Raw genomic sequence first — 26,385 nt, 5'->3', positions numbered from 1 at the left:
CCCGTGCTAGTTGGCGGATCGATCGGTGAGCTTTCCAGAAAGTTAAGAAGGAACTTTGAAGATAGGGTCATTTGCGAGGTAGTCCAATCGTAGCTGAAGCCCAACGTTGGCGGGGCACGGCGTCAGGCACTTTATATTCTCCTGGAGATCGGCTGATTGAGTGTGATCCGGGAGTTCATTCTCAAGCAAATGCAGTCGGGCTCATGACCTGTCCTTAACCTTGGTCGCCGAGCGCTTGGACGAAGGATTTGCCATAAGGAAAGAAAAGCTCCTTGCGACCCTGCTGCCACGCAGTTCTGAGGTCGGGTCGGGTAATGTCCCAGTCTGGCAGGCATTTCATGCAGACAGCGCGCAGATCCTGGCGGAGATCTTCCACCGTGGGTCGGCCGAAGAACCAATATCCGTTGTAGATCTTGTGGATGACCAGGCCGGGCTCCAGCACGATCACATGTGGGATCATGGGATTGTTTATCGGATCGGTATATTCGGCAATGTCCAGATCCTTCTGGACGATGCGCCTCGGATCGGAAAGGAAGGGCCAATGCGCCCCTACTCCGCTGCGAAATTCATACGTCTGTGTGATGTTGTCGGTGCTGATCGTAACCAGTCTGCAGTACCCCACCTCCATCTCGCGATGAAGTTGCAGCAGGCCCTCTGCCTGACGGCGGTCCTTGGGACAGAAGCTGCCGCGGCTAAGGACCAGCACCATCGGCCGGCGGCCCTGCAGCTCGGAGAGTTTCCGATGCGTCGCGGTGTGGTCGCTCAGCTCATCGTCTGGGAACACAGCTCCCGGTACGATGTCAGATCTCATTTCAAGTCCTCCATTTTCCGGCGCGATTTTCTGGCCGGATGTCAAGACGTTACAAATCAACCACGATGTCGCCTGCAGGCTGCGAGCAGCAGAGCAGCAAATTGCCGTCCGCAGCCGCTTCGACTGGGTCAGGCTGGTAGGTAGCGGCCCCCGAAACAAGTCCCGTTTCGCAGGTGTGGCACACTCCCGTTCTGCAGGACCAGCGCACAGGCACGTCACATGCTTCCGCCAATTCGAGCAGGGTGCGGAACGTGGGATTCCAGCGTACGGTGAGACCGCTGCGGGCAAACGAAACCAGCGCTCCCGAACCAGGCACCGGCGGCACGTGCGGCAGGCGGCGCGGTGATGCCGCGACACCCGGGGTGATGGATGGGCCCGCGCCAAACATTTCGGTGTGGATCCGGTTTGGCTTGGCGCCGACGCTTGCAAGGCCGACAGTCAGGTCATTCATGAAGGCTGCCGGCCCGCAAACATAGAAATCGCCGTTGCGTGGCAAGTTGAGCTCCTTGAGCATCTGCACATCCAGACGACCGGGAGCGTCGAAATCAATGCTCTGCCGATCCTTGGGATCGGGCGAGCTGTAGCAGATGTGGCTGCGAGCTCCGGCAAGCGCCCTCAGCAGTCCGCGCGCCTCCTCTGCGAACGGATGTTCTCGACCGTTGCGGGTTCCGTATAGCCACCAGATCTCCCTGGTCGATGCTTCAGCCGCCAATGCGTGAAGCATCGCAAGTACCGGCGTCACGCCGATACCGGCACTCACTAGGACAACTGGTGTGTCGCCCGGCAGCAAGGTAAAACTGCCGCGTGCCGCGCTTGCCTGCACCACGTCGTCAACTTGTATCTTGGCGTCGATGTAGCCGCTGGCAACACCTTGGTCCTCTCGCTTGACGCTCACCCGGTAGCAGGTGGCGCTGGGCTCCCCCGACAGTGAATAGCTGCGAAGCAGTGGTGGTGCAGATGGACGCTCGAGCCGTAGAACCACAAACTGGCCAGGGAGAAAAGCTGCAACAGGTTGCCCATCCGTCGGCTCGAGCATCAGGGAGACCACATTGCCACTCTCGCGCACCTTGCGCGCAACTCGAAGCGGGCGGAAACCGCGCCATGCCAGCGGTGGACCGGACGGTCCCGTCAGCCCGGCGTTTCCTGTCGTCGCACCGTCCTTTCCTGCCTGTGCCAGCAGCGCCTCAAATGAATTGCGCCAGCCAGCGCTCAGAGCAGGTATCAGCAGAGCGCGTTCCAGCCGATCGCGGGGATGACCAGGCTTGTAKAGCAACGAATTGATCTCGAACACGGTCATGCCTTGAGGCCCCGACGACACCTGCAGGACTTCGTCGCCCGCCTGAACTTCCCCTTCCTCCAAGACACGGAAATAGAAGCCAGGTCTTCCATGCTTGACGAGAAGCGCAGCCATCTCCGGCACGTCCATTCGTATTCCAAGCCGGTAGCAGGTAACCCGTGGCTGGGTCACCTCGAACAAAGCGCCGCCGATGCGGTAACGGTCGCCGATACAAACCTCTGCGTCCGGCAAACCGTCGACGGTAAAATTCTCTCCGAACTGACCGTGGATGAAGTCGCTCCGGCCCAGATGCTTTTCCCAATACCGATAGGACTCAATCTGGTAGACAAACACGGCGCGGCGTTCACCGCCGTGGCCAGCCAGGTCGGCCTGCTTGTCGCCGTCGATGTTCAGCCGGCGCACCATGCGCGGGCCATCCACCGGCGCCTTCCAGATGGCGGTATTGACGGTCTTGCACTGCCACATGATGTCGCGCGGAAGGCCAACATTGACCGAAAGCAGGCGTACCATGACATTGCATCTCCGGCGGTGGTCACCGCAATTGGAAGTCGGTCGAAGACGATCCCGGCATTGTTGACCTGCGCATCGATCGGTGCCGAACCGACAGATCGTCGTCTTCACCGCCTTGTCGGCCGTCTGGGCTCTACTGATGTCGCTATCGACGATGCGAAGCGCTCGCCGCGTCGAAAGGTATCTGGCGCGTAATATGGCTCCGTTCGCGGCAGCGTTGCAGCAGTTTGTGCGGGCGCCCTGAGCACTCCCGCTATCTGCGTGGTCTTTCGACTTCCATTTACCCCTGTGTCGGTTCATTTCGTTGAGCAACAGAACGACAGAAGGCGTCTCCGATCTATTATACAATAGTGTCGCCGAGACCTTTGCGTCGGCTGCCTTCGCGCTCATCGAGAGGGCCAGAAATTCCTGGTGACGCGGCCCTCAAGACAAACGACGGGGATGCCGTGAAATTCGTTGCCGATGCTGCGGAATTACAGTTCCAATCCGGAACCTGTTCGCAAGAGGCTGAGGACGGTGTGTAGATCGAGGCTGTGCATTGCCTGCGTAAAGCTTTCCCCTGTTCATCAATGTCAAAGGGCGGCGGGCGATGATCTGTCCGATCAATCGGTCGAATCCCTTTCTTTTTCAGCTTGTCCCTTGATGAAACGATACGGCTCGTTTATATAGTCACTGCCACCTCGGCTATGCTTGATACAAGGCCGTTCGGGTGGAGTTTCGCTCTTGGCACTTGTTCCGGGCTCGGTCCGACAAGCAGGTCGCGAATTGAGGCCGCCAGCATATCAAGAGCAATGCTGACCCAACGCCGAACGATAAATAGAACAGCGGACCGCAGGTCCGATGGATGGATGACAAGATGGCCTGGTTGAGAAACAAGAAGCAGCTCAGTGAGCATTCCACAAATCTGACAAACGTGACGGCCTTGGTGCAGGACGCCCGGGAAACCATAGCCGCTCCCGTAGCCGCGAAGTCGTTGATCGTTCCTGCGTCTGCAATCCTAATTGCAATTGCGGCTGTCGTTGGAGCGGGGGCGAACTGGGACTCCTGGATCGCAAGCCGAGCCATCCAGTCGACCGACGATGCGGCAGTCTACGCGGACGTGTCGGCGATAAGCGCCCGCGTCAACGGTACGGTCGAAGCGATCTCGGTCAGAGATTATTCCAGCGTCAAAGCTGGGGAGCTTCTGTTCTCGATCGATCGCGCACCCTACGAAGTGGCCGTTCGAGGCTCGAAGGCGAAGCTGGAATCAACGCGTGCCCAGCTGCGGAACAATGACAGCCAGCGCACGTTCCAGCTTGCCCAGATCGATGTGGCGGTCGCCCAACAGCAGGCGTCTGCGGCCGACGAGGTCGAGACGAACAAGGAACTGGGGCGCCAGCGCAGACTGGCAAGCGACGGGCGCGCGAGCCCGATCCAGAACCTCGAAAAGGCAACGGCGGCTCACGAGCGGGCGTTAGCCAATTCGAAAATGAGTGAAGCGACGGTCGCTGCCCAGCGGGCGCAGCTTGATGTACTTGCAAAGCAGCGGGACGCCCTGAGCGCGAACGTTGACACCGCCACTGCAGAAGTCGCCGCGCACGAGCTCGAGCTCAGTTATACGGATGTACGTGCGCCGGTGGACGGAGTCGTCGCAAGACGGAATGTTCAGCTCGGCACGTATGTGGCTGCCGGGACCGGCATGATCTCGATCGTACCGCTGCCGCGAGTGTACGTCCTGGCGAATTACAAGGAAAATCAGCTGGCATGGGTGCGGGAAGGACAACCTGTCGACATTTCCGTTGACATGTTGCCCGGTGAAATTCTTCGAGGAACGGTTGCCAAGATCGCCCCAGCGAGTGGGTCGACCTTCGCGCTCCTTCCCGCTGACAACGCAACCGGGAACTTTACCAAGGTCGCCCAACGCCTGAGCGTCCGCATCGAACTCGACCCGAACCAACCGAATTTCGACCGCCTTCGTCCCGGCATGTCGGTCGTAACGCGCATTGCCACGCGAGATGGAGAGATTCGTCATGGCTAGGAGTGTTTCGTCTCGAGTCGACCTTTCCCGGCAGGGTCTTGTCGCCATCGCCGTGGTGATGGCGTCGATCCTGGCCGCTTTCGACGTGCGCACGGTAAGCGTCGGGCTAGCCGACCTGCGTGGCGTTTTCGGGTTGAGTTTTGATGAGGGTTCGTGGCTTGGCACCTTCGCTACGGCGCCCCAGATTCTCGTCGCTCCATCCGTCGCGTGGCTGATTGCGGTTTTAGGCGTCAAAAGGGTGATGATCGGCCCGACTATTGTCTATTCTGCCACATCCCTCATCATCCCATTTACCCAGAGCTTCGATACCTTGGTCGCGCTCCACGCCGTCAGGGCAGTCATGTTGGGAATTTTTGTCGGTGCCACGCTGATGACAGCATTTCGGAATCTCGACCGAAAGTACTGGATCTTGGCGCTTGCATTTTACGTCGTGAGAATCCCTTTCACCCAGAATTTGGGCCTATACACTGCCGGCAGCTACGCTCAGACGATAGGGTGGCAATGGCTGTACTGGCAGGGCGCCATCGTCGCCCCCGTGATCGGCCTGCTCTTTTGGTTCGGCGCGAAACCGATGGACATCGATCGGGAACTCCTCAAGCGCGCTGACTGGGGCGGGATGGCGATCTTCGGTGCGGCGTTGATGACCCTCTACTTCGCCTTGGACCAGGGCAACCGGCTGGATTGGTTTCGGTCTGGCTTCGTCGTGTCGATGCTTGGGGCGGCTGCATTTCTTGCGTGCGTCTTTCTGTGGCACGAGTCACTCGTCAAAGAACCCTGGGCGCACCTTTCGACACTGTTTTCGAGAAACATCGCGTTGGGTTTTGCGGCCATCTCGTGTTTCATGGTCGCTAGCCTCGGAAGCTCGTTTCTAGAGCCGAATTTCCTGATTTCGGTTGCACATCTGCGTCCGGAGCAAATCGGTGACTTCTCCGCATCCTATGCCGTCCTGCTGCTCGTCTGCGCGACGGTCACCGCAGTCATGCTCGTGCGAACGGTCGGACTGCGGGTCGCCCTGATCATAGGGTTCACCTGCTTTGCCTTGTCCGCATGGCTTGGGACGCGGTTAACCAGTCTGTGGTCGGTGCCGGAGTTCAGGCTGACCGTCCTCCTGCAGACATTCGGCGAGGAAATTACCTTCCTGGCCGCTGTCGCAACCTTGTTCAGCAACATAAACCCGGCTCGCGCCATAGCCCTCACTGCTTACGTCCAGGTCCTTCGGCTGATGTGTTCGGAGATCGTCGGGACGACGATGGCGACATGGATACGGCAGCGCGAACAGTTGCATTCCTATCTCATCGGATTGCATGTCACTGGCGCGACGCCGGTCTCAAATTCCATGTTGGCCGCATTGGGCTCGGGATCGCGCGAAGGCGGCTTGCCAGCGGACGCTGTGAAACGGGGCATCGGCATCCTGGCGGGCATGGTGCAACGAGAGGCGAATGTCCAAGCATACATTGATGGCTTTTGGGTTGCGTTTCTGGCCGCAATTGTTGGGCTGCTTGTGGTTGCGATGATGACCCGGTCACCGTCGCATCCTCTGACAACGTAACGCAATCGGATGCAGCAACTGCCGCCGGAATATGCCGGGCACAATCGCCGGAGATCAGCCCGTTCGTTATCGCAAAACCTTAGGAAACGAAATGGAAAAGGTACCAATCTGCGACCCGCATGAAATCGTCGTGGGGCATCCCCGCGCAGGCGCCAAGGCGGTTCTCGACGATGCAGCGAAACAAATTCTCCTGCGGGCGAAGGTCAGGGAAGCGAGCGGACTGCCGGTTCCTCACGGCGGATTCCTCGTTCACCATGGATAGAATTCAGATTTTGAAGGCCTTGTCGCACCCCGTGCGGCTAGAAATCCTGGCTTGGCTGAAAGCGCCGGAAGAGCATTTCCCGGCGCAGGAACACCCCCTTGAGATGGGCGTCAGTGCCAGCCAGTTCGATCGGTGCGGCCTGTCGCAATCTACCGTCTCCTCCCATCTCGGGACCCTTCACCGCGTCGGACTCGTCGCCACGCGGCGCGTGGGCCAATGGGTCTTCTACACGCGCAATGAGAAAGCCATCGCCGAATTTCTCGCCTGGCTGCAACAGGACCTTTAGTAAACGCCTCGACTTTTTCGGTAACCCGGCGCCTGTGTCGGCGGTTCCAACGTGCCTCCCGCGATCTTCGAAAGCCGCGTTGGCGGACGCCTGCTGAAGCGTCAGCGCAACACGGCCTGTGCCCAGTCCTATCGTTTCTTTGTTGATCGGAGACATGAAGTTGAGCTAGGCCTGATGCATGAGCACGAAGCCGAAGCCCCTCCCCGTGAAAAAACGAACGTCCATTGGTTCGCGCCGTAACCCGGAAGCCGAGGCTGCCGTGCTTGCGGCGGCAAAGGAACTCATCGGGGAAAAGGGCTACGCCGGATTTTCTGTCGATGAGGTCGCTCGCCGAGCCGGAGCGGGTAAAACGACGATCTACCGATGGTACCCCACGAAAGCAGACCTGTTCATCGCGATCTATACGACCGAGCGAACGACATTCGTGCCGCTTCCCGATACAGGGAACGTGGTCGAGGATCTGGTGCAATACACAACCAGCCTGTGGCGATTTTGGCGATCCCATCCTGCTGGAGCCGCATTGCGAGGCTTGATTGCCGAGGCGCAAGGCACGAAAGAGGCACTGGGAGCATTGCGCGACAGGTTTCTTCCCGAGCGGACCGCCGACGTAAGGCGAATGCTGACGACCGCTGCGAGCCGCGGAGAGGTCCGCGCCGAAGACGTCGATGACAAGGTCTCGCTCTGGGTTGGATATAGCTGGTTTCGGCTCCTGATCGATGAGCTACATCAAGAGGATGCGATGGAGTCCGTCATGGCGCAAATCGCGGGCTCGAGCCGCGACGCATCCTGATTGGACGGACCCCTCGTCTGCGCGCCTTGAAGGTTCGCAGCTATCGCCACGTTGACGCAACGATACGGCTCGTTTATATCGAAAGGCATTGAATCGTCCCATCAAATGGAGGTCGTGATGAGAGGCTTTTGCTCGTCACCATTTTTTCTCGAAGCCCGATTTTTGATCATAGCGATTGCAGGAGGGTATATTCTTGTTAACTTGCTGAACTTACTTCTTTTTCGAGTTACAGAGGGTTTGGGACAGGCGGGAGCCACCGCGATCGTCGTGCCGCCGATGGTGACGGCGATGATCTACGGCATTGTTCCGCTTGCCAGGCGACTGTCGTAGAACAGTACCAAGGGCAGATCCGGGCCGATCGAAAGCCGAATGGCAGACGTGGAAAGCAGTCAAACTCACCGCGTTGCCCCTCGCCTCGTTCCCGTAGCGGAGTTCGATATGCAAGAAAGTACGACAGCCGGAGACGACATGCATGGTCCAGTAGACACTGCGGCGCCGGCGGGCGGGCTGTCGGAAATCCTTGCGCCATGCCTTTCCGTGGTTTTCTGCGGGTTGAATCCGGCCCTGTCCGCTGTTCGAGACGGCCATAACTTCTCGAACCGAAGCAACCGCTTTTGGCGGGTGTTGCATCTCGCCGGTTTGACGCCCCGCCTGCTGCGGGCGGATGAAGAACGCGAGATACTGAGATATGGTTTGGGCCTGACATCGGCGGTCTCACGTCCCACGAAAGGTGCCAATGAGCTTAGGAAGCACGATTACGTTAGCGCAGCCCCCGAATTGGAAAGCAAGATAGAAAAGTATGCACCAGCCAATTTGGCCTTTCTGGGAAAGGCGGCGTTTGCCGCGATCAGTCGTCGCGCGCACGTCGAATGGGGGAGGCAAACGGACCAGTTTGCAGGTGCTTCAGTTTGGGTGCTTCCAAATCCAAGCGGGCTCAATAGGGCATTCGACCTGGCAAGATTGACGGAACACTATTGCGAGTTGAGATCGGTGGTTTCATCGCGGTAGCAGTTCCGGCCGGATGGTCTTGCCGAGCCTCGCTGCAGGTCTATCCCAGATGCTCCGCCGAGGACCACGACGCAGTGCGTTCCCAAGACGGTCCTTGTCCCCAGCCGCAGCGTGCCCGGGCAGGCATTTAAAATGACGTGTTTTCGCTCACTCGCTGAACAAGGTGCGCGCGCGAGGGCGCGGGGTCAAACCGATCCGAGAAATACTGCGTTTCGTTGGCCACGAGACCTTCGCGCAATTCCATGATGCTCACGACGTATGATGGCTTGCCGTCGTAGGTGAGGACGAATTCACTGACCCAAAGGTCACTGCTGCCGACAATTCGCCGGAGGGTGAAGCGTTTCTTGTTTGGCTGAAGGAACCGGCTCTCTTGAATGTTTTTGCGGCCACAAATCCGCTCGCCCGATTGTGGATAGTCTAGGATTGCATCATCGCGATAGATTTCATGTTCGGCCTTGAAGTCGCCCGCGTCCGAAGCTTCCCAATGGCGCTCCAGCGCCAGCCGCACAGCGTGATCCTCCATCTCAATCTCCCGTGGGGTCCCGGTTTTCCCTCGACTTTGCTATCTGTCCGAAGGCCCAGTTTCAGGGTGACGTAGAGATTTGAGGAATAGTCGACGCGTGTCCATTGTACCATGGTGTCGCCGACACTTTGTGCCAATCCCGCCCCACGATGCTTCCCTTTATCGCAGGCATCGATTCGGCTTGTCCCTACCGATGCGCAGATGCTTCGCACGTGTCGTGGAGCGCGGCGATAACGGGTCCGAAAGCGCTGGCCACCCCAATCCAAGCTATGCAACCGGCGAAATGCTGTTGGCCGTCTCTGGCATTGACGACATTTGCATTTGGGCGTATCAGCGACAATATGAATTTCTCTATGGTCTCCGTGGTAGTGATATGGCGCATGGGCAGGATGGTGTAGCCATCCGGCGAAAGCTCCCATGCGCGGTAAGCAGGCTCCAGACGGGGCCTTTTTTTATGCCCTGAATCCTGGGGCGCGCACCCCCCGTCTGATTCTCGTCCACCAATCACACTGAAGACGGATAGAACCATGACTTCTTCCATTGAAAACCCGTGCCCGCAGATAACAGGGGCTCAAATCCTTATGCAGGCACTCAAGGACAACGGCGTCGAGCATATTTTTGGAATTCCCGGCGCAGCTGTCCTGCCGATCTACGACGAGATCTTCCAGCAGGACGATATCAAACATATTCTGGTTCGGCACGAACAGGGTGCCGGTCACGCCGCCGAAGGATATGCCCGCTCGACGGGCAAGGTCGGGGTGATGCTGGTCACCTCCGGACCCGGTGTCACCAATTCGGTCACGGCACTTCAGGATGCTTTGATGGATTCAATCCCACTGGTCTGTTTTTCTGGCCAGGTATCGACAAGCTTGATCGGATCCGATGCGTTCCAGGAATGCGATACGGTTGGAATTACGAGATCATGCACGAAACACAATTGGCTCGTAACCGACGTCAATCAGCTTGCGACCACCATCCATGACGCGTTTCGGATATCCAAATCGGGACGTCCGGGACCTGTTTTGATCGACATTCCCAAAGACGTCCTCGTTGCAATAGGAAGTTACATCGCTCCGAAGGACGCCGGCCCCGGCGAGAATGGTCGGCCGCCGTATCAAGGCGATGCAAAGCAAATCGAAGCGGCCATAGCACTGATGGCATCGGCCCGCAGACCGATCATCTACACAGGCGGTGGCATAATCAATTCCGGCCCGGAGGCGTCAAAACTGCTTCGGGAACTGGTCCACCTCACGGACTTTCCGATAACGTCGACGCTCATGGGACTGGGTGCATACCCGGCTTCCGGCCCGAACTGGTTGAAAATGGCTGGACTCCACGGATCCTACGAAGCGAATATGGCCATGCATGATTGTGACGTCATGCTCTGCATCGGTGCACGGTTCGATGACCGGGTGACCGCGCGTGTTGATCTCTTCTCTCCGAATTCGCGAAAAATACACATCGACATTGATGCTTCCTCTCTCAACAAGAACGTCCGCGTCGATCTCGCCATCCGAGGAGATGCAGGCTGCGTGCTCGCCGACCTTATCCGTCTGTGGGCTGCTCAGCCGCGGTTGCCCGACAAGACTAGGCTCGAAGAGTGGTGGACAAGCATCGACCAGTGGCGAGCGCGGAAATCGTTCTCGTACGCCATCAGCGACGAGATCATCATGCCGCAGTACGCACTGCAGCGTCTCTATGAACTCACCAAGGATCGAGACACGTATATCACCACCGAGGTCGGTCAACATCAGATGTGGGCAGCTCAGCATTTCGGCATCGAGGAGCCAAATCGATGGATGACTTCGGGTGGGTCAGGAACCATGGGATATGGATTGCCCGCTGCCCTTGGCGTCCAGATTGCCAATCCACACAGCCTGGTCATCGATATTGCGGGTGACGCCTCCGTACAGATGACGATGAAGGAGATGTCGGCAGCCATACAACACAACGCGCCAATCAAGATTTTCATTCTCAACAACGAGCACATGGGGATGGTTCGGCAGCTGCAGCAGATTTTACATGCCAACCGTGTATTGGATTATGGCGATACGGTGCCAGATTTTGTGAAGCTTGCTGAAGCATATGGGGCGCATGGCATTCGTTGTGAAAAGCCCGTCGAACTCGACGGCGCGATCCTTGAAATGATCAGTGTCAACCGGCCGGTGATCTTCGATTGCCGAGTCGCCAAACTCGAGAATTGTCTGCCGATGATCCGGGCGGGCAGAGCGCACAACGACATGCTTTTGCCGGATGAGGGCGATTCAAACACGTTTGCGAACTCGGCGACCGAAAGCAACCACGCGTTTGTTTAGAGGTAAGGCCATGCGAGTACCGGCCGGGCATCAAAATGATGTCCGGCAGGCCAGATCGCTTGCCTGAGTTCGGGACGCCGTTTTGGAAACGCCAGGCGCCCTGTCGGTCACTCGCTCCCGACGCCTGCCATCAGCCCGTCAAATACCTCAATCATCGCGTCGGCAATCGCTTGCCCCAGCGCATTGCCGGCCTCGCCTATCGCCTTCTCGTCCATGTCGCGTGCCGCCATCGCCAGCGCGGTTCCTTCCTGGGAGACAATTTCACGCGCGCGCTCGACCGCCCATTGAGCGAAGTCAGCGCGATTGTCGATGGTTACGGTTTCCATGGCTGTGGTCCTTCGAGTCGAAACTGAAGGTGGGTCATACCGCCTTACGTCGGACTATCGAAGCCCGAACACCCGATCCCGGAGAAAAAAACAGGTTTACGGCCGATGAGGCCCACACTGGGGGGCGGTTGTCGCCACGCTGCCAACCCGAAGGGTGCGCGAACGCAATACCTGTGACGCGCGGCATCACTATCGTCCGCAGATCGTCAAGATTTGATGAAGATCCATAGATGATCCCAATCAATGGAGAGAAACAGCACAAAAGCGCCGTTCGCCGCCGACAGTCCCCGACCTGTCATGAAAATTGCATGTTTTCCTGATTATCCGTAGGCATCAAGGAGAGCGATGCGATGATCAAATCCGGGGCCGAAAGCAAAGGCGCCATTGCCGCTGGCGCTGCCGACATCGAGAAGGCGAAGGCCATCGCGGCGTTGCTGGTGCGACCGATCGGCCTTTTGCCACAGACCTCCGGCGATCCGATCAAACCCTTCGCGATCGGGGTCTGGAACGATATTCGCCGGCTCCTGAAGCCGGATACGCCGGTCACTTCACTGCGCCGTGCGACATCTGCCTACACGCATTCCAAACGATATCTTTTCGCCTGCGCACAGCCCAATGCATTTCGGCATGGCATTGACGGCAATCCAAGCGCTCCGGTTTCCGACGAAGACCGGAGCGCAGCGCAGCTCGCCGTCTCGAAGTTGAAGAACAGCGCGTCCGAGCTCCCTTCCCCTCCGCCGCTACCCGTCCAGGCGCCACCTGATGCAACGAGAGCCCATCAGATCCGTGCCGGGATTCTCGGCCGCAGCCAACGCAAGGCCTCCTCGAGCTAGCCGAATTGACATCGGCAGATCTCGAGGCGGTTGCCGCAATAAAGGCAAACCGCTGCCGCTCAGCAGAGTATGCCTGGCCTGTCACGCAGCGGCGTTTTTCCGTGTCAGAACCCAGGCGAGATACGGCTCGCCGATGAGCGTCGCGAAGAGGCCGACTGGCACCTGATAGGGATAGATTACGATCCGGGACAGCCAATCCGCCGCCATCAGAATCGACGCGCCGATCATCATGCAGGCGAACATCTGATGGCGTTGCTGGCGGAAGCCGAGCAGCCTCGCCAGATGCGGCGCGATCAACCCCGTCAGGGTCAGGACCGACGAGGCACGATGCAATGGCAGTCATGACCGCGGCTATCGTTGCGAGCAACAGTCGGCTTCTTGCCACTGGAAGCCCGATCCGGCGGACACCTTCTCGAGAGGCAGGATCTCGAGCCAGCGACCGAGCAGCACGAAAGGTGCTGCACATGCGACGAGCGAGACAACGGCAATCCATGCCTCGAACGCACCTGCCCTGTTCGTCGAACCCGAAAGCCAGTTGAGCAGGATGTATCCGCGCATATCGCCTTGCGCGAGCACCATAGTCACAACAGCCATCGAAAATGCACCGATCGAAATGCCTGCGAGAAGCATGCGTTCGGGCGCAAAATGGGCACGTGCCGAAATAATCATCATAGCGAGCAAGGCGGCCAGCGCTCCAAGAGACATGGCGATCACGATCACTGCCGATGAAGGAAAAGCAAACAGGAACAATGCGATGGTCAAGCCTGCTCCACCGCCTGCACTGACGCCCAGCACTTCAGGGCTTGCTATCGGGTTGCCGGTCAGGCTGCATGACGTGCCCCGCAACGACGAGCATTGCTCCAGCACCCCCGGCTGTCACGGCGCGCGGGAGCCTATAGGGCAGGAAGTCGATAAGTCGCGGTCCTGTCGCCAGGTGACAGCCGTCCGGTCCAGGGCCGATCTGTGCCGGTTGCGTCGGCCGCGCCGGCTGTCGAATTACCGGCGCCCCGCCCTGGAAAATGACAGGCACAGTTCCGTCGCATCCTGCGCCAGAGCCATTGCTGCGGCAGCGAGGGCCTTGAAGGTCGAGCAGGATGAAAAGGCGCCGATCGTTCGCGACATAGTAGCCGCCGGCAGAGGGCGCGCATTCCGCGTCCCACACATCGGCAACGATACCGTTCCAGGATCGGCGATGAAGCCCTCCGACAACGGAAAAGCCTTCGATCTTGTTCTGCAGCGCGGTTGAAATGTCATGGGCTGGAAAAGCACTATACCTTCGCTTATTACTCAAGTTTAGCGCACACGATCACGAATGGCAAGCTGCTGTCGCCAGATCGCAGAGCCGGCACTCAAGGCATGTTGGGAATGATCGCGCCGATGACAGGGTGGCTAGCCGCCTCGGATCGAACCGCGCCAGAGCAGCTCCGCCGTCAGGCGAACGGAATGCTCCTCGCCGGCGTCCTCGTCGGCCCTGCAAAGCCATTCGACGGCATGGGTCGCAATCGTCGACACCGGTTGTGCAAACGTCGTCAGATTGTAGGAAGACCACGACGCCTGCTCGATGTCGTCGAAGCCCGCGATGCACAGCTGATCCGGGACCGAAATGCCGAACTGATGGCGCGCGGCGTCCATGAAGCCGCAGGCAAGAAGATCCGTCGCGCAGAAGACGGCATCCGGCCGTTCGGTGCGGGTTAACATACGCTGCGCCAGCACCTTTCCAGCCTCATACCCCGTCCATCCGTAGCGCTCGACGATCACGTCCAGACCGAGCTTTGCGGCTGCAGCAAGGAAGCCACGCTCGCGCCCCATCAGGCTCGGAGTTCCCGCCTCGGAGTTGGCAAAGGCAAGCGTGCGGCACCCCGCGCGAACGAATGCGGTGGCGATCCGGCCGCCCGACTCGTAGTCATCCAGATTGATCTTGAGCGGCCCCGGCTGATCGTCATCGCGATTGATCAGCACAAGGCGCTGGCCATTGCGAAGGCAAAGCTGCGTGATGGACTTGTCAGGAAGACCGGACAGAATAACCGACGCATCGGCGCGATAGCGAATTGCCTGACGCAATGCCCTGTCGACACTGCCATCGGAGCGATCGGTATTGATCAGCATCGCGACCTTGCCAGCGTTCTGAAGCTGCAGTGTCAGCTCGCGCAACAGGGCGGATCGGTAAGGCGTTGCAACATCGGAAACAATGAGGCACACAATACCGCTCTCATTGCGCATGAGGCCTCGGGCGAGCTGGTTCACATGATAGCCGAGCGCTTCGGCAGCCTCGAGGACGCGCCTGCGCGTGTCGGCCGAGACGCTGGCCCCGGGCGTAAAGGTTCGCGAGACCGCCGAGCGGGAAACTCCGGCCCTTTCGGCGACTTCCTGCGCACTGACAAATAGTTTCGACGACATCAACGCCCTCCCATTGCACGTAGTTTTGCACGATATTGCACTTGTGTGCAATGGCACTGAGTGCCTTCTTTGTGAAGTTTTTGTGAAAATGATGTTGACATCGGCTTCGCTGATGTGCACCGTTTGCACACGCTTGCAAAGCGATCGGCGTGGAGGCGCCGCTATCACCAGGAGGAAAATATGCGATCGATTAAATTGGCCGCGGCAGTGCTTGCCGCGGGTGTGTCCTTTGCTGCCTATTCAGCGCATGCGGCCGGCGACCTCAATCTCATTTGTTCGGCTGACCCCGTGGTTTGCGATCTGATGAAGGAGCTTTTCGAGAAGCAGTCCGACATCAAGGTGAACATGGTCCGGCTGTCCGCCGGCGAGACCTACGCGAAGATTCGCGCCGAAGCCCGCAACCCGAAGACAGACATCTGGTGGGCCGGCACCGGCGACCCTCACCTGCAGGCCGCCACGGAAGGGTTGACGCAGGAGTACAAATCACCACTTTTCGACCAACTGCAGGACTGGGCAAAGAAGCAGGCTGAAAGCTCTGGCTTTCGGACAGTCGGCGTCTATGCCGGCGCGCTCGGTTGGGGCTACAATACGGAAATCCTCCAGAAGAAGGGCCTCAAGGAACCGAAGTGCTGGGCCGATCTCCTCGATGCGTCCTACAAGGGCGAGATCCAGATCGCCAACCCGAATTCGTCCGGAACGTCCTACAACACGCTTGCGACGCTCGTACAGATCATGGGCGAGGACCAGGCCTTCGACTATTTGTCGAAGCTCAACGCCAACGTTTCGCAATACACCAAGTCGGGCTCCGCGCCAGTCAAGGCGGCCGCCCGCGGCGAATCCACGATCGGCATTGTGTTCATGCATGACGCCGTCGCGCAGACGGTCGAGGGCTTCCCAATCAAGGCCGTCGCACCGTGTGAGGGCACCGGCTACGAAATTGGTTCAATGTCGATCGTCAAAGGTGCGAAAAACCTGGACAATGCCAAGAAGTGGTATGATTGGGCGCTGAGCGCTGAGGCGCAATCGCACATGAAGGATGCCAAATCCTTCCAGCTCCCTTCGAACAAGTCGGCCGAAATCCCCAAGGAAGCCCCGAAGTTCGAAGACATCAAGCTGATCGACTACGACTTCAAGAAATTCGGCGATCCGACTGTTCGCAAAGCGTTACTTGGCCGCTGGGACAAGGAAATCGGCGCGAAGGCGAACTGAGACCATAACCGGCGCGGCCGGGGTTAACTTCCGGCCGCATTTAGTCCGAGACAACTCATTGGGATGCAGATCCAATCATGACCAATAGCAATCGTAGGCTGGATATCACCCTGTTCTTTGGCGTGGCCGCTTTGGTGCTTCTGCCATGGTACCGGTTAGAGGGCGGTTTCTTCGGGCTCGGCTGGGTCTCGGGCTTTGGGAGTGAGCCATCCACGGCACCCGGCGTGCTCGAGATCATGCGCTACGGCCGCCCGTGGCTTGCTATTGCGGCGGCGTTTCTCTTGATGGCAGGGATTGCACGCTTCGTCTCCGCTCCATCACGTCGCGGGGCTTTGCTTGCATGGGCCGGCGGACTTGGCGTCTTCTTTTTGACGCTCCAGGGGTTGGCGATCAATTTCTCCGGTTGGAGCTGGACGATCAGCGACACATTGTTCGGCCCGCTTGCCGACGGCCAGCCTTCCATGGGGGCAGGAGCGATCGTCACGGGCATCGTTTTCGTTCTCCTCTTGTCCTTTGGCCTTGCAGAACGCGGCGCCATGAAGGGCGATGTCTTCGTGGTGAGCGCGATCACGATGCTGGTTTTTCTGGTTGCGATCTTCGTGTTCTACCCGGTCGGCAGCATGTTCATCGGGGCTTTCCAGGCCTTCGACGGTTCGTTCAATCCGGATGGTTTCATCGGCAACATCCAGGACCCCTCCATCTGGAGCCTGAGCTGCCTGACGGGTGGGGATCGCTGCGGCGTCGCCTGGCGCACACTCTTTCTGGCGATCATGACGGCCGGCGGCGCGACGCTGCTCGGTCTGTGCTTTGCACTCGTCGCCACGCGCACGCGCTTTCCGTTCAAGAAGGGGCTGCGACTGCTCACCATCCTGCCGATTATTACGCCGCCGTTCGTGGTCGGCTTGGCCTTGACGCTGCTATTCGGCCGGGCCGGTGTGATCACGCAAACTGCCGCTTCTATCTTTGGCATGGAGCCCGGACGCTGGCTCTATGGCTTGACCGGCATCTGGATCGCGCAAGTCCTGTCCTTCACGCCGATCTCCTTTCTCGTCCTGATCGGCGTCGTTGAAGGTGTCAGTCCGTCCATGGAGGAAGCCTCGCAAACGTTGCGTGCTGACCGCTGGAGGACGTTTTGGCGTGTATCGCTGCCTTTGATGAAGCCGGGCCTGGCAAACGCCTTTCTGATCGGCTTCATCGAAAGCATGGCGGACTTCGGCAACCCCATGGTTCTCGGGGGCAGCCACGGCGTTCTCTCCACAGAGATTTTCTTCGCAGTCGTCGGATCTCAGAACGATCCGTCGCGCGCCGCGGTGCTGGCGATGATCTTACTGTTCTTCACCATGTCGGCCTTCATCGCGCAACGCTTCTGGCTGTCGGGCAAGAGCTTCGCCACGGTCACCGGCAAGGGTGACGCCGGCGTTCACATTGCCCTACCCCGCGGTCTGTCGATCGCCGTGCATGCCCTCGTCGTCCCGTGGATGATCTTTACTGTCGTCGTCTACGTTATGATCCTCTTCGGTGGCTTCGTGCGCACCTGGGGCTTGGACAACACGCTGACATTCGAGCACTATATCAAAGCCTTCTCGATTGGATGGCGCGATGACGGCGGGATTGCCTGGACGGGCGTTGCGTGGAACTCGTTCTGGACGACGATGGAGATCTCCCTGATCTCGGCACCACTGACGGCGGCCGTCGGCTTGCTCACTGCCTATCTGATCGTTCGCCAGAAGTTCGTTGGCCGAAACCTCTTCGAATTCGCACTGATGATGAGCTTCGCTATCCCGGGCACTGTCATCGGCATCAGCTACATCATGGCCTTCAACCTGCCGCCGCTGGAAATGACGGGCACGGCCCTCATCCTCGTGGCGTGCTTCGTCTTCCGCAACATGCCGGTTGGCGTGCGTGGCGGCGTTGCAGCCATGAGCCAGTTGGACAAGAGCCTGGACGAAGCCTCGCTGACACTTCGCGCTGGCACTTTCCGGACGATCCGCAAAGTGATCCTGCCGCTGCTGCGCCCGGCCATAACTGCCGCATTGGTTTACTCCTTCGTGCGCGCCATCACCTCGATCAGCGCAGTCATCTTCCTGGTCAGCGCCGAGTACAACATGTCCACTGCCTACATCGTCGGTCTTGTCGAGAACGGCGAGTATGGCGTAGCCATCGCCTATTCCTCGGTGCTGATCGTCGTGATGATCACTGTGATTTCAGGCTTCCAGCTTCTCGTCGGAGAACGCAGACTGCGCAGGGAGAACCGCGTGGGCAACATAACGCAAAGAACGTCCGCACCCATCGGTCAGGAGAAAACTGCATGAGCCTGAAATCTCAAGGTTCCGTCGTCTTCGAGAATGTTCGCAAGACCTTCGGCGCATTCACTGCGATACCCGACCTTTCCCTGACGATCGAGCCGGGTACGCTTGTCACCCTGCTCGGGCCCTCCGGCTGCGGCAAGACCACCACGTTGCGGATGCTGGCCGGGCTGGAACATCCGTCGTCTGGCCGGATCCTCATCGGCGGCAAGGACGTGACGATGCTGCCCGCCAACGAGCGTGACGTGTCGATGGTGTTTCAGAGCTATGCGCTTTTTCCGCACATGACGGCGCTGGACAACGTCGCCTATGGGCTCGAATCCTCCGGCATCAGGCGTCAGGAAGCGCGCGAGCGCGCAGAAGAAGGTCTGCAATTGGTGGGGCTTGCAGGAATGGGCAAGCGTCTGCCTGCCGAATTGTCGGGTGGCCAGCAACAGCGTGTCGCCGTTGCCCGCGCGCTTGTCCTGGAGCCGCAGGTTCTCCTTCTTGACGAGCCGCTCTCCAATCTCGACGCGCGGCTTCGCCGGCGCGTGCGCACGGAAATCCGCGAACTGCAGCAGAGACTGGGGTTTACGGCCGTCTACGTAACCCACGATCAGGAAGAGGCTCTTGCAGTCTCGGACCGGATCATCATCATGAAAGACGGGCACATCGCACAGCAAGGTGCGCCTCGTGAACTATACGAAACGCCGACCTCCGCCTTCATCGCCGACTTCATGGGCGAGGCAAATGTCATGGCCTGCGATGTCGTTGGTGTCGACGGGAACAATGCAACGATCAGCATCGAGGGTCTGCAGCACCGCGTCGTGAGCCGCAACGTGAAGACGGGACCGGCGCAGCTTGCGATCCGCCCCAACGCCATCACCCTTTCGCCACGCTTGGTCGGCAGTTCCTTCAACGGCCAGATCACCCATGCAGCCTATCTTGGCGATCACGTCGAGTATGAAGTCAAGACCAGCAATGGAACTCTGTTCGTCGTCGATCCGGCTGTGGAGGTGGCGCTCGAGCCTCTGACCGAAGTCTCGATCGGCTTTAAGGATCGTGGTATCGCAATTATCAGCGGATGAGCGCAATGAACTGTTTTACAAAGGAAATGTTACAATGACATCGCATGTCATATCAGGACTTGAAACGCGCTTGGCGCTTGCCGAGGCGGTTGCGCGCGAAGCGGGAGAACTCGCCCTTGACTATTTCAAGCGTCGTGAAACGCTTGTTATCGAGACCAAGAGGGACCCACAGGACGTTGTATCGATCGCAGATCGCGACGTCGAAAACCTGATCCGTGCCCGGTTCCGCGAAGCCTATCCGACCGATGGCATTTTGGGCGAGGAGTATGGGCTGGCGAGCGGAACCTCAGGCTTCACCTGGGTAATCGACCCGATCGACGGCACAAGCCCCTTCGTCAACGGCATGCCGAACTGGTGCGTCTCGATCGGCCTCCTTCATGGCAATGAACCGGTCGTCGGCGTTATCTCGGCACCTTGCCATGACGAGCTTTATGCCGCGGCACTCGGCATGGGCGCTACGCTGAACGGCAGGGTGCTGAAGCTCGATCCGGCTCGCAATATCAGAAATGCCGTCACCGGCATTGGCGCGAACAACTACGTCACACCGGCCTTTGTCGCCAAGATGGTCGAGGATCTTCTCAGCGCCGGTGGCAATTTCATTCGAAACGGCTCCGGCGCGCTCATGCTTGCCTACGTCGCAGCCGGTCGCCTTGTCGGCTACTACGAGCCCTACATGCACGCCTGGGACTGCCTTGCCGGTTATTGCCTGGTCAAGGAGGCGGGCGGCTGGTGCCATCCCTTCCCGACAGAAGGCGAACGATTGACGAAGGGTTCGCCCGTTCTTGCCGCCGCGCCGGGCGCAATTGACGACCTGCGCAAGATCGCAGGTGTGTGAGCACTATAGGCAAGCCTTATCATTGACTTTCGAACGGATATCAACAATCGCAATCGGATGCCCCTTGCGGCCCTTTCGTTGCCGAAAGCGAAATTCAGGAGATTGAGGACGGGATCAATGACAACTGCCCCCTCGGGGCGAAGCCGGCCTAAGGGTGTGCTCATTCCGCAAGCCCGAAACCGCGTCATCGATCGTTTCATCGATCTTCGACGCGGCGGCAGTTTCGGCAATGAGCGACTTCAACGTTCGGCCCGCTTCGACGTGGGGCTCGCCTAGCTGCGATCGATGATAGTGCACCGGCTCTGCCGAGCCGCTGAACGCTTCAAGCGGCTTTGGCTACGTCGTCGCTATGACTGATCTGAGTGCCCAATACCTTAAGGCATTCTCTGATGAATGCGGCGAGCGCCGTCCATCCCTTCGCAGAAACCATCGTGCCATCGACATAGGCCTCAGTTGGGGAAAGGTCGATATAGGTACCACCAGCAAGTGTCACCTCTGGCTCGCAGGCTCTCCGGTGGGTTGATTTTTCATGTGTTCGGCGCCATTGCTCATTTCGAGCGTCGGCTGATTTCGGAACGGACCAAGGATGGCATCGTCGCGGCGAGAGCCAAGGGCAAGCGCCCAGGCCGCCAGCCCCTCGACATGAAAAAGATAGACGCGGCGATCAAACTCATCGAAGCTAAAACATCCCCGACCGAAGCCGCGAAGCAGCTTGGCCTTGGTCGCTCAACTGTCTATCGGGAATTAAGACGTCTCGGTATTCAGCGACCAGCCTGATGAAATAGAATTTGCCCTCACCTCAAAGTTGCATAAGAGCTGCAGCACCGCAGTCTTCCGCTTCTGGATGCGACCAGGGACTCCAATTTGAACCGATCATCTGTTATCGCTGCAGTTGAAGCGCGTTGGCGCATCGAGGTAGGCTTGGCTAGGTCGATACTCAATCACAGCCAGAACGCTAATATGGTAGCGAGGGCGAGCCGATCTGCTTGGAGAGAGTGTATGATTACGACAGACCGGTTGAAGCTCAGGGCCTGGCGAGAGGCGGATAAGCCCCTGTTGGGCGTTATCCACGCTGATCCGGAGGTGATGCAGTTCCTCGGCGGCATGAAGACCGCCTCTGAGACAAGCGACTTCGTCGAACAAATGATGCGGCTTTCCGAAGCCGGCGAGCCGTTTTTCTGGGCCGCCGAACGTATCGGAGACGGCGCGTTGCTCGGCGCGGTCGGCCTGCACCGCCTCGGGACCGATTTCCCTTTCGGCCCGGCATTGGAGGTGGGCTGGCGGTTTTCTCGCGACCAATGGGGTAACGGTTATGCGACCGAAGCCGCACGCGCCGCCCTCGACTATGCATTCGGCAGACTGGATGCGCCGCGCGTCTACGCATTCACCGCATTGGCGAACAAGCGGTCCGAATCCGTCATGCAGCGGTTGGGGATGGAAAAAGTCCATGGTGGCGAATTTGCTCACCCTGACCTGCTGCCGACCGACCCAAGCTCAATGCACATGCTGTATGTCGCCGAAAGGGCAGTGTGGCAGTCGGGTGCCTAGCAGAGGTTCTGGCGTCGTTCTACCTTGCGTTGTTGAGCGGGACATCAACGCGATGCCCTCAAGTAGTCGAGTACACTTTGAGCGACCGCGACCCCGCGCGGAATCTGACTGACGAGACGGAAGGCCAGAAGATGATTCAGAAAATAGTAGCGGCGGCCGTGACGGCAGTGCTTCTTTCAAGCTGCGCAGTCGTTACGGGATCCTATTCGTCGGAGGGATATGCGCCCATCCCCGGCAGCATTACCTACGGGGGCCAGCCTCGCACGAAGCTGACGAGGTCGCCGATCGGCTCTTCGTTCCCCCATACGTTCACGGATCAGAGGGGGAGAGAGGTCGAGGAGATTTATATCATCCAACCGGATCGAACTCTCCTTATTGCCCAGCGGCACTATCGGCCATTTTTGGCCTGGAGCAGAGACTAGAGACCGGCGCTCCAGCGCAGAACGTTGGCCGGACGCGAAAAACGCTTCGGCACCCATTCATTGAGCTGCAACCCAGGTGATCCAGCAGAAATCGCTCGCCGCATCACGTTCCCTGGCACTCGCCTTCGTTGGGCGTCTAAAACGGACGGCCCTGGTATTCAGTTCTCCGCGATCGTCCGCGTAAAAGAAGTCTTCCGGATAGCCGAGCGCTTCTGCAATCATGCCCCTCGCCGGACACCAGTCGGCAACCTATATACGTCGCGACAAGCCGGGCGTTGTCAGCTGGCTGAACCGGAGACATGTATGAGCCGCGATCCTTACGAGCTTTTAGGCGTAAAAAAGGACGCCACGCAGAAAGACATTCAAAGCGCCTTCCGCAAGCTCGCCAAGAAGCTGCATCCCGATCTCAACCCGGGCGACAAGAAGGCAGAGGAGCAGTTCAAGGAGGTTTCCACCGCCTACGAGATCCTCAGCGATGAGGAAAAGCGCAAGCGCTTCGACCGCGGCGAGATCGACATGACTGGCGCCGAGCAGGCACCGCGCAGTTACTACAGGGACTATGCATCGCAATCCGGCGCCGGCGACCCCTATCACAACAGTGCCGGCTTCGCCGATTTCGGCGATCACGACGACATTTTCTCCAGCTTCTTTTCCGGCAGAACTCGTGCCGGTCAGTCTCGCTCCACCGGTCAGTCTCGCTCCAGCGGTCAGGATCGTCACTACTCGCTGGAAGTCGATTTCCTTGATGCCGTTAATGGCGCCAAGACCCAGATAAAACTACCCGATGGACCGGCGCTTGACCTGCAGATTCCAGCCGGGACACGCGACGGCCAGAGCTTGCGGCTGAAGGGCAAGGGCGAACCCGGCATCGGTGGCGGTCCGCCGGGCGACGCACTGGTCGAGATCCGGGTCCGGCCCCATCGCTTCTACGTCCGCGATGGTGACGACATCCGCTTTGATCTTCCAATTTCGCTTTCCGAGGCGGTGCTTGGCGGCAAAGTGCGCGCACCGATGCCTTCCGGGCCTGTGAACCTGACATTGCCGCCGAATTCCAACACCGGCAAGGTCCTGCGGTTGAAAGGCAAGGGCGTGCCGAAACGTGGCGGCGGTGCGGGCGATATCTATGTGACGCTGAAGATCGTCTTGCCTGACGCGCCCGATCAAAAGCTCGCCGACTTCATGGCGAGCTGGACGCCAGCCAATCCGCAGGATCCGAGAAAGAGCATGGGAGAGTAGCCATGAATGATCTTGAATTGCGCCGCTTCCTGAAGATCGACGTGACGGTGCTTGATGTCTGGGTAGAACAAGGGTGGCTGCTTCCGGAGGCGCATGACGGCAACCGCGAGTTTCGTGACGCCGACGTGGCGCGCGGACGGCTGATCCTCGACCTGACGCAGGAGATGGGCGTCAACGAGGCCGGCGTCGATCTCATCATGGATCTTGTCGATCAGATCCATGGTCTGCGCGGGACGCTTCGCGACATGCTGTCGGCCATGGAACAGCAGGACGACGAGGTGAAGCGCAGGCTTCGCGTCAAACTCGACACCCTTGGCCGCATGCAAGGCGGGTGAGCGGTTGGGACTTGCTGCAATCGGCCCGCCGACTGCGCTGCATCGGCAAGGCCCGGCACTTGTATTCGAGACGGAGGCGACCCTTGACCCGCGATCACAGCCACGACGACCACCCGGAGCCAACTGACTGGCGGGAGCATGGCGTGAAGGTCATTCCCGGCAATTCGCTCGACCCCAACACCGCGCAAACGCCCGGCATGAGCCGCGCCACGGCGATCAACAATGCGCGTGCCGGTGCGGAGAAGATCTGGGCGGGCACCGTCACAATTCATGCCAATGCCAAGACCGGCGCGCATCACCATGGCGATCTGGAAAGCATCATCTACGTGGTGAAGGGCAAGGCGCGCATGCGATGGGGCGACCACCTGGAATACACGGCAGAAGCGGGACCTGGAGATTTCATCTACGTCCCGCCCTATGTGCCGCATCAGGAAATCAACGCCAGCAGGGATGAAACACTGGAGTGCGTGCTGGTGCGTTCGGGTCAGGAGCCGGTGGTCGTCAATCTCGACATCGAACCCGTCGAACAGCCCGAAGACGTCCGCTGGATCGACCCCATCCACAAGTAGCAAAGCTGGCTGGCTCGGATTTGCCGCTCTGCAAGTGGAACTGTCTGACGACGACCCAAGCCTTGCAAGCTGCAAGGCTTGGAGTGCTGGGCTCTTGGCAAGCGGGTCGCAAACGCGTGGGGCAGGATGCGCGGGCAAGGGCGCGAGAAGGGTGAACGATGCACCGCTGCCGTGGCGGTTCGACGGCGCCGATCAATCCGAGGGTGATACCCACCCGGTGATTTATGGCTGGAGAACGACGATTTGCCTCTTGTTTCAGGTGGAAATGGGAAACCAACAGAAAAAGGACCAAGCAATGGCAAAGAACACGATCTGCCTATGGTACGACAATGACGCTGAGGCTGCCGCCCGCTTCTACGTCGAGACTTTCCCCGACAGTGCAATGGGGGCGGTTATTCGGGCACCTGGAAACTATCCTGCCGGCCAGCAGGGAGATGTGCTGGTTGTCGAGTTCCAGGTTGCGGGGATACCCTGTATCGGCCTGAACGGCGGTTCCTTGTTCAAACACAACGAAGCCTTTTCATTTCAGATTTCAACTGACGATCAGGAAGAAACCGATCGCTACTGGAACGCGATTGTCGACAACGGCGGCCGGGAAAGTGAGTGTGGTTGGTGCAAAGACAAGTGGGGCGTGTCCTGGCAGATCACACCGCGCGTCCTTACCGAAGCGCTCGCGGCGGGCGGCGACCAAGCAAAGCGTGCTTTTGATGCGATGATGACCATGAGAAAGATCGAGGTCGGGGCGATCGAAGCGGCGCGGCGTGGCTGAGACACCATCGCGTCGGGCGGGAGTTTTGCCCGAGCCCGTGAAAACGCACGCCCGAAGAATGTCAGCTGCCTGCTATGCAAGACGCTTCAGTGTCGGAGGTTGCCGGCCGCGGCGAGCATCTCCGCCGGGGTTGGAAAGCTGGAGAGGGCGTTCGGCCCCTCACGCGCTTCGATTCGCACCCATCGAACGATGCCGTCCGCGTCGACGAGGAAGTGCCCGACGAGCTGTGTGGGATGGCTTGCGAAGATCGCATGATCGGCCTCTTCAAGCTCGAAGCCGTCCTGGGCGTTGAGAACGGGATTGGCCGCCATTGGATGCAGCGCTTCCGGCAATTCGCCGGTAGGGTTGATGCGAGCTGCCTCAAATTGCGCCATGCTTGCCCGATACGGCCATTCGGGCTGCTCGGGACTATCCTCGCGCAGGAACTCGGCGCGGGGCACGCCGAAGGCCCGGTGCGTTGAGCAATCCTGGTCGCATAGGAGCACGGCCGGCGTCGGCCGGTGACCGAAATACCTGCGGGCGCGCTCCACCGGCGTGTTGATCACGGCCAGAGTTTCCACCCCGGCCGCGCGCAGTGCGGGCTGCAGACTACCGAGCTGTCCCACCTGACGCCGACAGAACGGGCAGTGCAGCCCGCGGAAGAAGGCGATCAAAAACGGGTGACCGTGGAGACTGGCGAGAGAAACCGTTCCTTCTTGATTTGCCGACGGAAGCGCGAAGGCGGGCGCGTATTCCCCCGGTTTCAGCGGGCGTATCTGCTCTCCCATGGCATCTGTCCTTTGCTAGGCGTCCAGTTGATAGCCGGGATTGATTCAAATCCGACACCTATCACGATCGAGCGTGTCTCAATCGCGTTTCGGGGATATGATCACAGAAACAATCTGATAGATTGTGGTCTGCGAGCTGCTACATCAATTCGCTCCATTTAAAGTTGCGGAGCGCCCGACTTGTCCGAAGGGCTGTGGCGATAGCGCGACGATACCATATCCTGTCCGGGGTCGCCTGCATGGTTTTCGCTAGTGTCCCGTCACCGAGATTCTGACTCGTTGAGTACTGGTGTCGGATAAGACTTAGCCATCTTTTCGCGCGCTTGCTCGATTGAGAACATCCATCGGATTTGGGCACCGCTATCGGTTCGACGACGCTCCCATGCCTGAACCTCACT

The 26,385-nt window shown here is 59.2% G+C and carries 28 protein-coding genes and 3 pseudogenes; 21 read left to right on the top strand and 10 right to left on the bottom strand.

Annotation, left to right across the window (positions count from 1 at the left end):
* Nucleotides 1-214: 214 nt before the first annotated feature.
* Complete coding sequence (locus AC1DMK_RS23665; RefSeq protein ID WP_477862479.1) at nucleotides 215-811, bottom strand: redoxin domain-containing protein; 597 nt, start codon at nucleotides 809-811, stop codon at nucleotides 215-217.
* Nucleotides 812-860: 49 nt separating this feature from the next.
* A complete protein-coding gene (locus tag AC1DMK_RS23660; RefSeq protein ID WP_477862478.1) occupies nucleotides 861-2,618 on the bottom strand; it encodes an MOSC domain-containing protein in 1,758 nt (585 codons plus the stop codon).
* 856 nt (nucleotides 2,619-3,474) lie between these two features.
* Here AC1DMK_RS23660 and AC1DMK_RS23655 point away from each other — a divergent pair.
* The 7 genes from AC1DMK_RS23655 to mug all read left to right on the top strand — a co-directional run bounded on the left by AC1DMK_RS23655 (nucleotide 3,475) and on the right by mug (nucleotide 8,530).
* Nucleotides 3,475-4,635 carry an HlyD family secretion protein gene (locus AC1DMK_RS23655; RefSeq protein WP_477862476.1) on the top strand — a complete coding sequence of 387 codons (1,161 nt, stop codon included), beginning with the start codon at nucleotides 3,475-3,477 and terminating at the stop codon, nucleotides 4,633-4,635.
* Nucleotides 4,628-6,184, top strand: a complete 1,557-nt coding sequence (locus tag AC1DMK_RS23650) for an MFS transporter (RefSeq protein WP_477862474.1) — start codon at nucleotides 4,628-4,630, stop codon at nucleotides 6,182-6,184. The genes AC1DMK_RS23655 and AC1DMK_RS23650 overlap by 8 nt, the downstream gene beginning before the upstream one ends.
* Before the next feature lie 91 nt (nucleotides 6,185-6,275).
* Nucleotides 6,276-6,446, top strand: coding sequence for a hypothetical protein (locus tag AC1DMK_RS23645; RefSeq protein WP_158447658.1), 171 nt, complete (start codon nucleotides 6,276-6,278; stop codon nucleotides 6,444-6,446).
* Nucleotides 6,439-6,732 (top strand): ArsR/SmtB family transcription factor, encoded by a 294-nt coding sequence (locus AC1DMK_RS23640; protein WP_477862471.1) that lies wholly within the window; start codon nucleotides 6,439-6,441, stop codon nucleotides 6,730-6,732. Before AC1DMK_RS23645 ends, AC1DMK_RS23640 begins: the two co-directional genes overlap by 8 nt.
* 178 nt (nucleotides 6,733-6,910) lie before the next feature.
* The gene (locus AC1DMK_RS23635) at nucleotides 6,911-7,522 is read left to right on the top strand and encodes a TetR/AcrR family transcriptional regulator (RefSeq protein ID WP_037067511.1); all 612 of its coding nucleotides are present in this window, start codon (nucleotides 6,911-6,913) and stop codon (nucleotides 7,520-7,522) included.
* A 117-nt stretch (nucleotides 7,523-7,639) separates the two neighbouring features.
* Complete coding sequence (locus AC1DMK_RS23630) at nucleotides 7,640-7,852, top strand: hypothetical protein (protein ID WP_477862468.1); 213 nt, start codon at nucleotides 7,640-7,642, stop codon at nucleotides 7,850-7,852.
* A gap of 138 nt (nucleotides 7,853-7,990) precedes the next feature.
* Nucleotides 7,991-8,530 carry a G/U mismatch-specific DNA glycosylase gene (gene mug, locus AC1DMK_RS23625; RefSeq protein WP_477862586.1) on the top strand — a complete coding sequence of 180 codons (540 nt, stop codon included), beginning with the start codon at nucleotides 7,991-7,993 and terminating at the stop codon, nucleotides 8,528-8,530.
* Nucleotides 8,531-8,657: 127 nt separating this feature from the next.
* Here mug and AC1DMK_RS23620 read toward each other — a convergent pair whose 3' ends face one another.
* Complete coding sequence (locus AC1DMK_RS23620) at nucleotides 8,658-9,053, bottom strand: nuclear transport factor 2 family protein (RefSeq protein WP_477862466.1); 396 nt, start codon at nucleotides 9,051-9,053, stop codon at nucleotides 8,658-8,660.
* A 527-nt stretch (nucleotides 9,054-9,580) separates the two neighbouring features.
* Between AC1DMK_RS23620 and AC1DMK_RS23615 the strand changes: the two genes are divergently transcribed.
* Complete coding sequence (locus AC1DMK_RS23615; RefSeq protein ID WP_477862464.1) at nucleotides 9,581-11,368, top strand: acetolactate synthase 3 large subunit; 1,788 nt, start codon at nucleotides 9,581-9,583, stop codon at nucleotides 11,366-11,368.
* 107 nt (nucleotides 11,369-11,475) lie between these two features.
* On the opposite strand, the gene AC1DMK_RS23610 is transcribed toward AC1DMK_RS23615, so the two are convergent.
* A complete protein-coding gene (locus tag AC1DMK_RS23610) occupies nucleotides 11,476-11,694 on the bottom strand; it encodes a hypothetical protein (protein ID WP_477862462.1) in 219 nt (72 codons plus the stop codon).
* A gap of 350 nt (nucleotides 11,695-12,044) precedes the next feature.
* Between AC1DMK_RS23610 and AC1DMK_RS23605 the strand changes: the two genes are divergently transcribed.
* Entirely contained in the window at nucleotides 12,045-12,527 is a 483-nt protein-coding gene (locus AC1DMK_RS23605) for a ProQ/FINO family protein (protein ID WP_477862460.1), read from the top strand.
* 81 nt (nucleotides 12,528-12,608) lie between these two features.
* Here AC1DMK_RS23605 and AC1DMK_RS23600 read toward each other — a convergent pair.
* From AC1DMK_RS23600 to AC1DMK_RS23590, 3 genes and pseudogenes are all read right to left on the bottom strand, one after another.
* Nucleotides 12,609-13,322: pseudogene (locus AC1DMK_RS23600) on the bottom strand (iron chelate uptake ABC transporter family permease subunit).
* A 250-nt stretch (nucleotides 13,323-13,572) separates the two neighbouring features.
* Nucleotides 13,573-13,781, bottom strand: a pseudogene (locus AC1DMK_RS23595) (AraC family transcriptional regulator); the annotation flags it as partial.
* A 135-nt stretch (nucleotides 13,782-13,916) separates the two neighbouring features.
* Entirely contained in the window at nucleotides 13,917-14,924 is a 1,008-nt protein-coding gene (locus AC1DMK_RS23590) for a LacI family DNA-binding transcriptional regulator (protein ID WP_477862458.1), read from the bottom strand.
* A gap of 180 nt (nucleotides 14,925-15,104) precedes the next feature.
* On the opposite strand from AC1DMK_RS23590, the gene AC1DMK_RS23585 reads away from it, so the two are divergent.
* The 5 genes from AC1DMK_RS23585 (at nucleotide 15,105) to AC1DMK_RS23565 (ending at nucleotide 20,617) form a co-directional block, all read left to right on the top strand.
* Complete coding sequence (locus AC1DMK_RS23585; RefSeq protein WP_477862456.1) at nucleotides 15,105-16,133, top strand: ABC transporter substrate-binding protein; 1,029 nt, start codon at nucleotides 15,105-15,107, stop codon at nucleotides 16,131-16,133.
* 77 nt (nucleotides 16,134-16,210) lie between these two features.
* On the top strand, nucleotides 16,211-18,445 hold the full coding sequence (locus AC1DMK_RS23580) for an ABC transporter permease (RefSeq protein ID WP_477862454.1): 2,235 nt from the start codon (nucleotides 16,211-16,213) through the stop codon (nucleotides 18,443-18,445).
* A complete protein-coding gene (locus AC1DMK_RS23575) occupies nucleotides 18,442-19,506 on the top strand; it encodes an ABC transporter ATP-binding protein (protein WP_477862452.1) in 1,065 nt (354 codons plus the stop codon). Before AC1DMK_RS23580 ends, AC1DMK_RS23575 begins: the two co-directional genes overlap by 4 nt.
* A 34-nt stretch (nucleotides 19,507-19,540) precedes the next feature.
* Entirely contained in the window at nucleotides 19,541-20,341 is an 801-nt protein-coding gene (locus tag AC1DMK_RS23570) for an inositol monophosphatase family protein (protein ID WP_477862450.1), read from the top strand.
* A 117-nt stretch (nucleotides 20,342-20,458) separates the two neighbouring features.
* On the top strand, nucleotides 20,459-20,617 hold the full coding sequence (locus AC1DMK_RS23565; protein ID WP_477862448.1) for a hypothetical protein: 159 nt from the start codon (nucleotides 20,459-20,461) through the stop codon (nucleotides 20,615-20,617).
* A gap of 46 nt (nucleotides 20,618-20,663) precedes the next feature.
* Here AC1DMK_RS23565 and AC1DMK_RS23560 read toward each other — a convergent pair.
* Nucleotides 20,664-20,849 (bottom strand): annotated as a pseudogene (locus tag AC1DMK_RS23560) (protease); the annotation flags it as partial.
* 11 nt (nucleotides 20,850-20,860) lie between these two features.
* Between AC1DMK_RS23560 and AC1DMK_RS23555 the strand changes: the two are divergent.
* From AC1DMK_RS23555 to AC1DMK_RS23545, 3 genes are all read left to right on the top strand, one after another.
* Nucleotides 20,861-21,118 (top strand): recombinase family protein, encoded by a 258-nt coding sequence (locus AC1DMK_RS23555; protein ID WP_477862447.1) that lies wholly within the window; start codon nucleotides 20,861-20,863, stop codon nucleotides 21,116-21,118.
* 240 nt (nucleotides 21,119-21,358) lie between these two features.
* A complete protein-coding gene (locus AC1DMK_RS23550; protein ID WP_477862446.1) occupies nucleotides 21,359-21,889 on the top strand; it encodes a GNAT family N-acetyltransferase in 531 nt (176 codons plus the stop codon).
* Nucleotides 21,890-22,020: 131 nt separating this feature from the next.
* Nucleotides 22,021-22,311: a hypothetical protein gene (locus AC1DMK_RS23545; RefSeq protein WP_477862444.1), complete on the top strand. Its 291-nt coding sequence runs from the start codon at nucleotides 22,021-22,023 to the stop codon at nucleotides 22,309-22,311.
* A 57-nt stretch (nucleotides 22,312-22,368) separates the two neighbouring features.
* Here AC1DMK_RS23545 and AC1DMK_RS23540 read toward each other — a convergent pair whose 3' ends face one another.
* The gene (locus AC1DMK_RS23540) at nucleotides 22,369-22,533 is read right to left on the bottom strand and encodes a hypothetical protein (RefSeq protein WP_477862442.1); all 165 of its coding nucleotides are present in this window, start codon (nucleotides 22,531-22,533) and stop codon (nucleotides 22,369-22,371) included.
* Between the two features lie 81 nt (nucleotides 22,534-22,614).
* On the opposite strand from AC1DMK_RS23540, the gene AC1DMK_RS23535 reads away from it, so the two are divergent.
* From AC1DMK_RS23535 to AC1DMK_RS23520, 4 genes are all read left to right on the top strand, one after another.
* Complete coding sequence (locus tag AC1DMK_RS23535; protein WP_477862440.1) at nucleotides 22,615-23,547, top strand: DnaJ C-terminal domain-containing protein; 933 nt, start codon at nucleotides 22,615-22,617, stop codon at nucleotides 23,545-23,547.
* A gap of 2 nt (nucleotides 23,548-23,549) precedes the next feature.
* Entirely contained in the window at nucleotides 23,550-23,882 is a 333-nt protein-coding gene (locus AC1DMK_RS23530) for a chaperone modulator CbpM (protein ID WP_477862438.1), read from the top strand.
* A gap of 83 nt (nucleotides 23,883-23,965) precedes the next feature.
* The gene (locus AC1DMK_RS23525; protein WP_477862436.1) at nucleotides 23,966-24,451 is read left to right on the top strand and encodes a cupin domain-containing protein; all 486 of its coding nucleotides are present in this window, start codon (nucleotides 23,966-23,968) and stop codon (nucleotides 24,449-24,451) included.
* A 295-nt stretch (nucleotides 24,452-24,746) separates the two neighbouring features.
* Nucleotides 24,747-25,220, top strand: coding sequence for a VOC family protein (locus AC1DMK_RS23520; protein ID WP_477862584.1), 474 nt, complete (start codon nucleotides 24,747-24,749; stop codon nucleotides 25,218-25,220).
* Nucleotides 25,221-25,306: 86 nt separating this feature from the next.
* Here the strand turns inward: AC1DMK_RS23520 and AC1DMK_RS23515 are convergent, their stop codons facing one another.
* Nucleotides 25,307-25,987: a redoxin domain-containing protein gene (locus AC1DMK_RS23515; protein WP_477862434.1), complete on the bottom strand. Its 681-nt coding sequence runs from the start codon at nucleotides 25,985-25,987 to the stop codon at nucleotides 25,307-25,309.
* Between the last annotated feature and the right edge of the window lie 398 nt (nucleotides 25,988-26,385).

The sequence above is a fragment of the Rhizobium sp. 05L419 genome, from assembly GCF_056397845.1.
The sequence above is the reverse complement of the archived record's forward strand: the minus strand, read 5'-3'. Positions and strand labels throughout refer to the sequence as shown.